The 11,778-nt window shown below is 45.7% G+C and carries 11 protein-coding genes and 1 CRISPR repeat array; of the genes, 10 read left to right on the top strand and 1 reads right to left on the bottom strand.

Features of this window, described 5'->3' with window-relative positions:
* The first annotated feature begins 20 nt into the window (after positions 1 to 20).
* The 7 genes from cas7c to NGM44_RS00725 all read left to right on the top strand — a co-directional run bounded on the left by cas7c (position 21) and on the right by NGM44_RS00725 (position 8,645).
* Positions 21 to 923, top strand: a complete 903-nt coding sequence (cas7c, locus tag NGM44_RS00755; RefSeq protein ID WP_253223792.1) for a type I-C CRISPR-associated protein Cas7/Csd2 — start codon at positions 21 to 23, stop codon at positions 921 to 923.
* Between the two features lie 23 nt (positions 924 to 946).
* Complete coding sequence (cas4, locus tag NGM44_RS00750) at positions 947 to 1,594, top strand: CRISPR-associated protein Cas4 (RefSeq protein ID WP_253223791.1); 648 nt, start codon at positions 947 to 949, stop codon at positions 1,592 to 1,594.
* A gap of 24 nt (positions 1,595 to 1,618) precedes the next feature.
* On the top strand, positions 1,619 to 3,001 hold the full coding sequence (locus NGM44_RS00745; protein ID WP_253223790.1) for an ATP-dependent endonuclease: 1,383 nt from the start codon (positions 1,619 to 1,621) through the stop codon (positions 2,999 to 3,001).
* A gap of 165 nt (positions 3,002 to 3,166) precedes the next feature.
* Positions 3,167 to 4,180 carry a type I-C CRISPR-associated endonuclease Cas1c gene (cas1c, locus tag NGM44_RS00740; RefSeq protein ID WP_253223789.1) on the top strand — a complete coding sequence of 338 codons (1,014 nt, stop codon included), beginning with the start codon at positions 3,167 to 3,169 and terminating at the stop codon, positions 4,178 to 4,180.
* A 4-nt stretch (positions 4,181 to 4,184) separates the two neighbouring features.
* Complete coding sequence (cas2, locus tag NGM44_RS00735) at positions 4,185 to 4,478, top strand: CRISPR-associated endonuclease Cas2 (protein ID WP_253223788.1); 294 nt, start codon at positions 4,185 to 4,187, stop codon at positions 4,476 to 4,478.
* A 177-nt stretch (positions 4,479 to 4,655) separates the two neighbouring features.
* Positions 4,656 to 7,757: direct repeats of the CRISPR family, unit length 32 nt; unit sequence GTCGCTCCCCATGCGGGAGCGTGTGTTGAAAC.
* Positions 7,758 to 7,927: 170 nt separating this feature from the next.
* Positions 7,928 to 8,086, top strand: a complete 159-nt coding sequence (locus NGM44_RS00730) for a hypothetical protein (protein ID WP_253223787.1) — start codon at positions 7,928 to 7,930, stop codon at positions 8,084 to 8,086.
* Positions 8,087 to 8,441: 355 nt separating this feature from the next.
* On the top strand, positions 8,442 to 8,645 hold the full coding sequence (locus NGM44_RS00725) for a hypothetical protein (RefSeq protein WP_253223786.1): 204 nt from the start codon (positions 8,442 to 8,444) through the stop codon (positions 8,643 to 8,645).
* 158 nt (positions 8,646 to 8,803) lie between these two features.
* On the opposite strand, the gene NGM44_RS00720 is transcribed toward NGM44_RS00725, so the two are convergent.
* Positions 8,804 to 9,163, bottom strand: a complete 360-nt coding sequence (locus NGM44_RS00720; protein ID WP_253223785.1) for a hypothetical protein — start codon at positions 9,161 to 9,163, stop codon at positions 8,804 to 8,806.
* 216 nt (positions 9,164 to 9,379) lie between these two features.
* Between NGM44_RS00720 and NGM44_RS00715 the strand changes: the two genes are divergently transcribed.
* From NGM44_RS00715 to NGM44_RS00705, 3 genes are read left to right on the top strand one after another with little or no spacing between them, the layout of a single operon-like run.
* Positions 9,380 to 10,024 carry an alpha/beta hydrolase gene (locus tag NGM44_RS00715; RefSeq protein WP_253223784.1) on the top strand — a complete coding sequence of 215 codons (645 nt, stop codon included), beginning with the start codon at positions 9,380 to 9,382 and terminating at the stop codon, positions 10,022 to 10,024.
* 24 nt (positions 10,025 to 10,048) lie between these two features.
* Positions 10,049 to 11,149, top strand: a complete 1,101-nt coding sequence (gene zapE / locus NGM44_RS00710) for a cell division protein ZapE (RefSeq protein WP_253223783.1) — start codon at positions 10,049 to 10,051, stop codon at positions 11,147 to 11,149.
* 24 nt (positions 11,150 to 11,173) lie between these two features.
* A complete protein-coding gene (locus tag NGM44_RS00705) occupies positions 11,174 to 11,758 on the top strand; it encodes a nitroreductase family protein (RefSeq protein WP_253223782.1) in 585 nt (194 codons plus the stop codon).
* The last annotated feature ends 20 nt before the right edge of the window (positions 11,759 to 11,778 follow it).

Raw genomic sequence — 11,778 nt, 5'->3', positions numbered from 1 at the left:
AACATTGAAAGGAAAACAACATGAGCTTAACCAAAAAAATCGACTTCGCCCTGATTCTTAAAGTTACCAACGCCAACCCCAATGGCGATCCTTTAAACGGCAACCGTCCACGCGCTGACTTCCAAGGCTTCGGCGAAATGACCGATGTTTGTTTGAAGCGCAAAATCCGCGACCGCCTGCAGGATGAAAAACAATCAATATTTGTCCAAGCAAATGAGCGAAAAGATGATGGCATGGTAAGCTTAAAAGACCGCTACGATGCTTTCATTAAACAATTAAAGGAGAACCAACAGAATGCAGATGAAACGGATTTATTGGGGGGCGAAATAGGTAAAAAAAACAAGAAGAAATCCACCCAGGAAGATTTGAAAAAGGATGAGATCGCCAAAAGGGCTTGCCAAAAATGGTTGGATGTGCGTAGCTTTGGGCAAGTTTTAGCATTCAGCGGTAAAGGTGAAGATGGTGTATCTATTGCTGTACGCGGTCCTGTTACCGTTCATTCGGCATTCAGTATTGAGCCCATCAATATTACCAGTACTCAAATTACCAAAAGCGTGAATGGTGATGGTGATAGTGATGTGAAAAAAAGTTCCGACACCTTGGGCATGAAGCACCGCGTGGATAGCGGCATCTATGTTGCCTTCGGTGCCATGTCGCCGCAACTTGCCGAACGCACCGGCTTTTCCGACGCCGATGCTGAAACTATCAAAGCCGTTTTAACCAAACTGTTTGAAGGCGACGCCTCATCCGCCCGCCCTGAAGGTAGCATGCAGGTGTTGAAACTGATTTGGTGGGAACACAATTGCAAAGCAGGACAGTATTCATCTGCCAAAGTTCACGGCAGCCTGAAAGTCAATGCAGACGGCAGCTATGAATTGAATAATCTCGATGGCTTGGTTCCTACTGAGATTGACGGCTTCTAATGGCAGAAAATTTGCAAAATTCTATGCAAAACCCACTGCTTGCAGGCGCGGGGGAACGGGATCTACCCACCGTTTCTCTCTCCTCCCTGCAACACTACGCCTTCTGCCCACGCCAATGTGCATTGATTCACAACGAACAAGCGTGGGCAGAAAATTATCTGACTGCACAAGGTCAAGCCTTGCATAGGCGAGTGGATAGCGGTGAGCCAGAAACGCGCAAAGGCGTGCGCTTCGAGCGTAGTGTACACGTCTCTGCCGAAAGACTGGGGCTAAGCGGTGTCATTGATATGGTGGAGTGTGAACTCTCCACAGGGCAACTGTATCCTGTGGAATACAAACGCGGTAAGCCCAAACCCGAGCCGTTCGATGAAATCCAGCTTTGTGCGCAGGCGCTGTGTTTGGAAGAGATGACTGAACAAACCATCAGCGAGGGCGCGCTATGGTATATGCAGACCCGTCATCGCGTATCTGTGGCGTTTACCGATGCGCTAAGAGAGCAGACGCTTACCATCATTCATCAGGTCAGGATTCTACTGGCAAGTGGGCAAACACCTTCACCTAACTATGACAAACGCTGTAAGGCGTGCTCGCTCATAGAGTTATGTCAACCAAAGCTGTTGGAGAAGGATAGGTCGGTGGGGTATGTGGCGGGGTTGTTTGATGATAAGTAAATTTCACTATGGGGATATAAGAAAATGTTTTTAAGAACTATGAAAATAGTGGGGTATAGAGGTTTTCAGCAAGAACAAAAAATTAGTTTTGCTACTCCAAAACAAGATGGTATTGAAGGTAGTGGGCTTACGATTATTACTGGCTCTAACAATTCTGGAAAATCTTCAATTATTGAATGTTTGAGAGCGAGAGAAGGGTATAACCCACCCAGCTTTCCAAATGGAGTCAGAAATAATTTGATTGACAAAGTTGAGATTGAGTATCTATTTGATGAACGCCAGGAAATTTTGATGTCGGTGCACAAAGGTTCTAGCGAGACAAAATTTGAGGGAGAAAAGTGCGAGAAGAAGATTTTTGTTGTCCCATCTAGGAGGGCTTTTGAACCATATTTTCACAAATCCGAAGTAAATAGAGAAACCTATATCCTAAATACTGCATTTCAAGCTAAAAGAAGCTCATTATTAGATCAGTTTTCATATAGATTGTTTTCAATAGAAAAAGATGATGGGACAAAAAAGGAATTTGATGATATTTTGGAGAAAGTCTTAGGTTTTAGACCCGAGTGGGCTATTGATCAAAATGAAATGGGGCAGTATTTTTTAAAATTCACATCTGGTCGGAATAGTTATTCTAGTAATGGAATGGGGGAGGGTATTGTCAGTATTTTTGTCATTGTTGATGCCCTGTATGACTCACAACAAGGTGACATTATTGTCATAGATGAACCTGAACTATCTTTACATCCATCACTGCAAAAGAGGTTGAGTAAACTTTTTGTTGAGTATGCAAGAGATAGACAGATTGTCATATCAACGCATTCTCCTTATTTTGTTGATATTAATGCCTTATCTATGGGAGCGGCTTTGGCAAGAGTTATCTCTAGTGATGAGGGGACAAAAATTTATCAGCTATCTTCAACTTCAACAGCTTTAATTCCAAAACTGGCAGAGGGTAATTTGTATAATCCACATACATGGGGATTGGATGCTCGTGAATTCTTTTTTCAAGAGGATGGAATCATTCTTGTAGAGGGGCAAGAAGATGTAATCTTATATCCTAAAATTGCTGAGCAGTTAAATAAAAAATTGCAAGGAAGTTTTTTTGGATGGGGAGTGGGTGGTGCTGGAAATATTCAATATTTATGCAAAATTGCAAAAGATTTAGGGTTTGATAAAGTAGCTGCCATTTTAGATGGAGATAAGAGAGAAAATTTTGAGAGTTTGAAAGAACAGTTTCCCAAGTATGGTTTTGAAATTATTCCTGCTGATGATATTAGAACAAAACCCGCACGCGATGCGGTTGCTGAAAAACAAGGTTTATTAAATAAGGACAAAGTCCTTCAAGAACATTATCGTGATGATATGAGTAAAATATTTGATAGCTTAAATGAATATTTTGAAAAGTGATAGTAAATATAGGTGTTATTATAAAAACTTTTCAAGTAGGTGTAATCCGACAAAATTTTTAAATCGGGCGACTGGCTAATCGGTGGGTTTACACCCGTCCTACATCTGACATATTTTTCAGACGGCCTTTAAGGTGAGGTCAAAATCAAGGGAGTTTTTTTAACCATGCGCAAGCTGCAAAATACACTGTATATCACCACGCAGGGCAGTTATCTGCATAAGGAGCGGGAAACGCTGGTGGTGGAGCATGAACGCAAAAAGATGGCGCAGTTGCCAGTACATTCCATCGGGCATATCTTTTGTTTTGGCAATGTGTTGGTATCGCCGTTTTTGATGGGATTTTGTGGTGAGAATAATGTTAATTTGGCATTTTTTACCGAAAATGGGCGATTTTTGGGGCGTTTGCAGGGGCGACAAAGTGGTAATGTGCTGCTACGGCGGGCGCAATATCGATTGTCCGAACAAAACCCCGTACCAATTGCACGGCATATTATCGCCGCCAAAATTCAAGCGTCCAAACGAGTGCTACAACGCAGACAAAGAAATCATGGCGAGATTGCTGAAATTGGTCAGGCAATTCAATGTCTGAATAATGGACTGTTAAGATTGCAAAATACTCAAAGCCTTGATGGAATTCGGGGTATTGAGGGTGAAGCGGCGGCAAATTATTTTGCGATATTTCATCATTTGATTGGCAAAGATACAGGGTTTGTGTTTCATGGACGTAATCGCAGACCACCAAAAGATGAAATAAATGCTTTATTATCATTACTTTATAGTATTGTAGGTAAGGATATTAGCGGGGCATTGCAAGGGGTTGGGCTTGATCCGCAAGTGGGATTTTTGCACGCTGATAGACCGGGGCGGGATAGTTTGGCACAGGATATTTTAGAAGAGTTTCGTGCATGGTGGGTGGATAGATTGGCGCTGACTTTGGTTAATCGTGGACAGCTTAAGCTTGATGACTTTACTACCGAAGCTAGCGGCGCGGTCAATCTCAAGCCAGATGCCAGAAAGTTGGTATTTCAAGCCTTGCAAGTCAAAAAACAAGAAAAAATCATTCATCCATATCTAAAAGAAGAAGTGGAAATCGGCTTATTGCCCCATATTCAAGCCATGCTACTAGCAAGGCATTTGCGGGGTGATTTGGCACATTATCCACCATTTTTGATGAGATAGTCTTATGATGATGTTAATTACTTATGATATATCGCTAGACGATAAAGCGGGAGCGAAACGACTTCGCCAAATCGCTAAGCATTGTCTAGATTATGGCGTGAGAGCGCAGTACTCGGTATTTGAGTGTGATGTAACGCCCGACCAGTGGGTGGTTCTAAAGGATAAATTGCTAAAAACTTATGACCCAAAGGTGGATAGTTTGCGTTTTTATCATCTAGGAAGTAAATGGCGACGCAAGGTGGAGCATCATGGAGCAAAGCCTGCGGTGGATGTCTTTCAAGATGTGCTAATTGTCTAATCGCTAACGGGTGGTTGTCATGGATTTGCTGGAGGGTTGGCGATGAGCTAAGCCTTTGAATTATTTAACAATTGAAAACAAAAATAAAATCATCTACAATAAAGATGTTTTTAAGGCTTGGCTTTAGCGATTTTGCCATTGCTAAGCCTTGAAAATACTGCCATTGCAATGATGGCAGTCGCTCCCCATGCGGGAGCGTGTGTTGAAACTTTAATAAATAAAGCATCGCTTTTCTTATCTTTACGTCGCTCCCCATGCGGGAGCGTGTGTTGAAACATCAATTCGGCCCAATCCCAACCGTAACCCATAGTCGCTCCCCATGCGGGAGCGTGTGTTGAAACAAAGGTTTGTTGCATTGTTTTAAATCTCTCTGCATGTCGCTCCCCATGCGGGAGCGTGTGTTGAAACCACTTCACGACTCTAAATGTTTAAAGATGAGCGAGTCGCTCCCCATGCGGGAGCGTGTGTTGAAACATCTTCGCCATAAAATCCGCGGTACAACACCGCATGTCGCTCCCCATGCGGGAGCGTGTGTTGAAACATTTTTCAACAGTTGATGGAAGTGATCCACAACCCGTCGCTCCCCATGCGGGAGCGTGTGTTGAAACTGTAGCACCAATGGGGTTTGGTGATGCTTTGGCGTCGCTCCCCATGCGGGAGCGTGTGTTGAAACTTGGTGGTCTAAAAGGCATGATGGCAGGGTATTTTGTCGCTCCCCATGCGGGAGCGTGTGTTGAAACAAATTTGCGGTTCATGCGTGCAATACGCTTAACATCAAGTCGCTCCCCATGCGGGAGCGTGTGTTGAAACAAAAGCACGACAGCTAGGCTTTACAACAGAGATGTGTCGCTCCCCATGCGGGAGCGTGTGTTGAAACATTTTTGGCGTAATCTTGGCGTAATCTTGGCGTAGTCGCTCCCCATGCGGGAGCGTGTGTTGAAACCAAGAACAGCACCTAAGCCAAGAAGCAAGAGCTGTCGCTCCCCATGCGGGAGCGTGTGTTGAAACTCCTAATACGCTCTCCATAGAAACCATTGACGGAAGTCGCTCCCCATGCGGGAGCGTGTGTTGAAACTGCTAGAGTGTGGATAACTTTTAGCTTTGCTCCCGGTCGCTCCCCATGCGGGAGCGTGTGTTGAAACTTTGTTCAATCTCTACTCTTTGTTCAGGACTACTGTGTCGCTCCCCATGCGGGAGCGTGTGTTGAAACATTTTACAGTTACCTTAATTTTGCCTTGTGATAAAGTCGCTCCCCATGCGGGAGCGTGTGTTGAAACTTTATCACCAAAAACAACGGCTTTACTACCGTAAGTCGCTCCCCATGCGGGAGCGTGTGTTGAAACAACTTTGAATCAACTAAACAAGTACGCACTGCCGTGTCGCTCCCCATGCGGGAGCGTGTGTTGAAACTTACAATTCCTACTCACTAAAAACATCGGCAACCGTCGCTCCCCATGCGGGAGCGTGTGTTGAAACATATTGGCACACAGTACAAACTCCGTTGGTGGTGGTCGCTCCCCATGCGGGAGCGTGTGTTGAAACTATACATCCGCGCTACAAAACGGCTGGATGACGGTCGCTCCCCATGCGGGAGCGTGTGTTGAAACGGCGACCACATTGCCACTGCCAAGACCGCAAAAGGTCGCTCCCCATGCGGGAGCGTGTGTTGAAACGTTTGATACGGATAATAACCCTGCCATTACTACGTCGCTCCCCATGCGGGAGCGTGTGTTGAAACGTTGTTGATGACTTCAAAGCCGTCATCCTCAGGAGTCGCTCCCCATGCGGGAGCGTGTGTTGAAACAAAGGTAATTTGATGGATCAGCTGGGCGGTACTGTCGCTCCCCATGCGGGAGCGTGTGTTGAAACTAAATCGCATGAATATGCGACCTGAAGATTACCAAGGTCGCTCCCCATGCGGGAGCGTGTGTTGAAACTCAGAGCATGGCAAAAAAGTACTAACCCAAGGTATGTCGCTCCCCATGCGGGAGCGTGTGTTGAAACTAACTAATACTTCTCTTTCTTTATAGCTATCTGAAGTCGCTCCCCATGCGGGAGCGTGTGTTGAAACATAATCCGTAATGCAAAGGTCTCTATTTACGCTACGGTCGCTCCCCATGCGGGAGCGTGTGTTGAAACTAAGAGACTAGTATTCAATTGTTTTGAAACTAGACAGTCGCTCCCCATGCGGGAGCGTGTGTTGAAACCGTATTTTAAATTTAGATAATACGGAAGCTAACGGTCGCTCCCCATGCGGGAGCGTGTGTTGAAACATGCTTTGCGATGATGTTTTAGCCAGTTTGCCGAAGTCGCTCCCCATGCGGGAGCGTGTGTTGAAACTTTAGTGCGGCGTGGCAAGGACTTGTTGCGGTGGGTCGCTCCCCATGCGGGAGCGTGTGTTGAAACACGAAATGGGGACGGGTTTTGTTGTGTAGCTTGTGGTCGCTCCCCATGCGGGAGCGTGTGTTGAAACCATGGCCACAATGACGGTGCTATCACTTGGCAAGGTCGCTCCCCATGCGGGAGCGTGTGTTGAAACATGGCAAAGCATCTCAATGTCGAAATCGGCATCAGGTCGCTCCCCATGCGGGAGCGTGTGTTGAAACGCGAGTGGTCAAGCTGATGCAGCTGACCGATTCAAGTCGCTCCCCATGCGGGAGCGTGTGTTGAAACCCAATAAAGACGGCAAAGTGCGTGTCATCATTGGGTCGCTCCCCATGCGGGAGCGTGTGTTGAAACCACCTAACCTGCCTTGGGTGTCGTTACCACCTTTAGTCGCTCCCCATGCGGGAGCGTGTGTTGAAACCTGTAACTGGTTCTTATGAATCTAATATTATGATTAGTTGCTCCCCATGCGGGAGCGTGTGTTGAAACATACACAAGCCCCGTGGTGTGCCAGCCAAGTCGCGTCGCTCCCCATGCGGGAGCGTGTGTTGAAACCGCAACCCCCTAGTAAATCTACCAGTACCCCCCCCTAGTCGCTCCCCATGCGGGAGCGTGTGTTGAAACTAGAGGGTTTAATAACTTCGATATTAAAGAAGAAGTCGCTCCCCATGCGGGAGCGTGTGTTGAAACGCCATGGATAACAAATAGTGCTCTAACATGATTACCGTCGCTCCCCATGCGGGAGCGTGTGTTGAAACATCACACGCGACGGCGAATTAATGTCAAAAAAGCCTGTCGCTCCCCATGCGGGAGCGTGTGTTGAAACAGTTTTGGTTTCAGGTTCGCCACCACAAGCCACTGTCACCCTCCACGCGAGAGGGTGTGTGTTGAAACAGCCAAATATCGTACTCAAGCGGATATTCCAGGTGTGTCGCTCCCTATGCGGTCGTGAAGAAAGTTATCGCCCGCCTTGATTTTCTAAGCGACCTATGCGGTCATGAAATGCACCAAAGCTAGTGCTATCAGGCTGCACCTCTTAGCCACTACCTGCCACACGGGGCGATATGGATGTAATCACTGTCTGTGTGATAGCCAAGCTCATGGTCGCCTGTGTGCGTTTTGCTGTTGAACACGGCAAAAGCGATAGCCAAAGCGCTCAGAATGACGGACGGTTTAAAGTCGTTTGTATATTTGGTCACGAAAACACCCCAAAGGCTGTCTAACTTTTGGGGCGCGGTTTAGATTTTAAGCGGTTGTTTTTTTGTATGCACTAAAAGTCAAATAATTTAGGCAAAAACGCATAAGTCACTTGACTTTTAGTGTAGTATTTACTATAATAAATACAACAAGGCAAGTACTCGCAATACCTGCCTTGTTTAGGTGGTAAGGCTGACAACCTTACTTAAACCCACCCAGTAGAGGAGTAACTGCGATGAAACGAATTATCCAAATCGCAATTATCCTTGTGCTATGTATTCTACTTAAATCTAGCAGTTAAGTCAAGTAAATAGCACAAGCGACTACCCCAGCGGTATCGGGGTAGTCCGCTACTAGCGTGGTATGACTTTTAAGGATGATATGATGCCAAAACTTGTTAAAACCCCAAAAACCCGCTCACAAATCCAAGCCGATTCTGATGCCAAGCGTGGTGTCAAAGTGGCAAGCTACAAATTCCCGATCGAGTTTATCGACGAGCTTGCCGAGCTATCTGCCAAAACAGGCTTATCACGCTCAGATATCATCATGGCAGCGGTCAAGGTGTGGAATCAAAACATCGACTGATGTCGTAGCACCATTGCTGTGTGTTTTGCCCATCTTGCACTAAGGATTTCACGCACGTTTTCTAAGCGACCCATGTGGGGGCGTGAGTTGAAACGCTACAATTATCAAGCAAATAAGCAGTCAAAAAAATCAGCCCATCAAGGCTGATTTTATCAATTTTACTGACATTTAAACTTAATATTATATTCATAATCATCATCACGGCTCAAATCAGGTGTTGCCTTGCCCAATACTGAACCGATGATGCCGACACCTTGTTCAAGGATGCGGCCAGTTTTTTCATCAAGTACACCGTTATAAGTGGTTTTGTCTTCGATGATGATGGGTGTTTTGAGTCCGCATTGTTTTTTGGCGGTGGCCAGTGCCGATTCTTGAGCTTTGAGTTTGGTTGCACCAAGTCCTGTGGTTTCGTGGCTGGCATCAGCGCGAGTGATAACAGGGGCGGTAGTGCCACTCGTTGCGCAGGCGCTCAATAACAGGGCTGTACTGATAGCGCCAAATAGGGCGAATCGTTTCATGATAACTCCTTTTTTTGGGTGTCAAAATTGACCAATGTCTATGTTAGCATACCGTATGGCGTGCTAAAAGACTTTTATGGGTGTGTGCTGTGTGGGTTTTGTGAAGAATTGCTGTGAATTTTTCTACTGTGTTGCTGGTATGATGGTCGGTCATGCACAGATGTTGAATGCGTAAAAATTGTGCTATAATGGCTTGAATTTTTATCCAGTTTTTGTATGAAACAAGAAATTTTGCTTATCGATGCGCCAAACGGCAAGCTTGAGGTTGATGCAATTTGGCAAGCAGGCGAACGTGGTGCAGCTGATGGCTTGGCAATCATTTGCCATCCCAATCCGATGGCGGGTGGTACGATGAATAATAAAGTTGTCAGTACTATGTATCGCTTTTGTCGTGATTGTGGCATGGATGTATTACGGTTTAATTTTCGTGGCGTGGGGCAATCGACTGGTGTAGCAGGCAATGGCATTGGCGAGCTGACCGATGCGCTGACGGTGCTTCGTTTTGCACTGACCAAAACCAAGGCTCGTAAGCTGTGGCTTGGCGGATTTTCATTTGGTGGTTTTGTGGCGTGCCAAGTGGCTGATGCGATTGCTAAGCAAGAGGAATTTAGTGAAATAAATCTACATAATCTTGCCTTGATTGCACCATCTGTAGTTAGAAATGATACCAGTGCGCTGACCTTGCCAACTGAGCGTACATTTTTGGTCTATGGCGCTCATGATGAATTGATACCGCCATCAGCATTGGCAGAATTTGCGCAGACGCATCAGATGCCAAGCCAAGTGATTGATACGGGGCATTTTTTCCATGCTAAACTGGTAGAATTGCGACAAGCATTGGAACAATTGACCATTAAATAAAGATAGATTAATTAAGGAAAATTTATGAGTTTACAGACGCCACTTGAGCGTTATAAGGCGGCACTGGCAACAGGCGAGTTTAGCGAAGATGCGATTCAATTGGCTGCCGTGACTTATATGGACAATCTGCACCATGAGATTTTGGCGGCTAATGGCGAGCAAAAATCAGGCTGGTTTGCAAGCTTATTTAAGTCAAAACCACAGACGCCAAAGGGTCTGTATATGTGGGGCGGTGTCGGCCGTGGTAAGACTTGGATGATGGATATGTTCTACGACAGCTTGCCGATTGAGCGTAAGATGCGGATGCATTTTCATCATTTTATGCAGCGAGTTCAGCGTGAGCTGGTGGCACTGCAAGGGCAGTCCGACCCGCTACAAAAGGTCGCTGATATTATTCATCGTGAAGCGGTGGTGATTTGTTTTGATGAATTTTTTGTGTCTAATGTCTCAGATGCGATGATTTTGGGTGATTTGTTCACCATGCTATTTGACCGTGGGATTACGCTTGTTGCCACATCAAATATTGAGCCATCAGGGTTGTATAAAAATGGCATTCACCGTGACAGATTTTTGCCAGCCATCGCCCAAGTCGAAAAAAATACCACTGTAATGAACATCGATGCTGGTATTGATTATCGCCTAAGATTATTAAAACAAGCTAAACTATATTCATACCCATTAACTAGCGAGACGGATGGCTGGCTGTCTGAACGATTTGATGTGTTGGCAGGTGGGCAATGTGTCATCACGACACCGATTGTCGTTGCCAATCGTGAGATTGAGATTATCAAGCGGACTGAGACGATGTTGCTAGTTGATTTTCGTGCACTATGTATGCAGCCGCGTTCTGCTGCTGACTTTATTGAGATCGCCAATCAGTTCAATACAGTAATGGTGGATAATGTACCATTTCTAAATGATACCTTGATGGATCCGACACGCAGGTTTATCTATTTGGTCGATGAATTTTATGATCGCCGTGTCAAATTACTGGTGCGCGCTGAGCAGTCTATTCTTGAGCTGTATCAAGGGCAAAAACTAGCGTTTGAGATTGAGCGCACGCGTTCGCGCTTACTTGAGATGCAGTCAGAAGATTATTTGGCAGCTGAGCATCGCTTGGATTGATGGTGGAAAAATATAAGGGATAAGATGACAAAAGTTCATAATGATATTTTAGATATTATGCATAAAAGACGCAGTATCGGTAAGCTTGTCCTACCGATGCCAAGCCAAGATGAGCTGGATGCTGTGCTGTACGCTGCGATGGTCGCGCCTGATCATAAGCAGCTTAAGCCGTGGCAATTTTGGGTATTATCAGGCGATGCTCTGGTGCGGTTTGGTCAAGTTCTTTTGCGAGCTGCGCAAGATGAAGCGACCGCCAAAGGCGAGATCTTAGATGATGCCACGGTGAAAAAAACCTTAAATATGCCACTGCGTGCACCGATGATTATTCTCATCGCGACCAATTATAAAGTGCATGAGAAAGTGCCTGAATTTGAGCAATTATTGAGCGCAGGCGCAGCGGCACAAAATATGCTGTTGGCTTTAGAGTCATTGGGTTATCACAGCGTGTGGCGTTCGGGTCCATTGTGCAATAGTGACGCGGTCAAATCGTATTTCAATATCAGTGCTGATAATACCATCTGCGGCTTGATTTATACAGGCTCAAGCGACATTCAGATGCCTGAGCGTGATACGGTAGCGCTCGATGAGTTTGTGACTTATTTGTCCTAACTTGTCACAAATGCATTTTC

The sequence above is a fragment of the Moraxella sp. FZFQ2102 genome, from assembly GCF_024137865.1.
Taxonomy (GTDB): domain Bacteria; phylum Pseudomonadota; class Gammaproteobacteria; order Pseudomonadales; family Moraxellaceae; genus Moraxella.
Note: the sequence above shows the minus strand (reverse complement) of the source record. Positions and strands in the feature narration are given on the sequence as shown.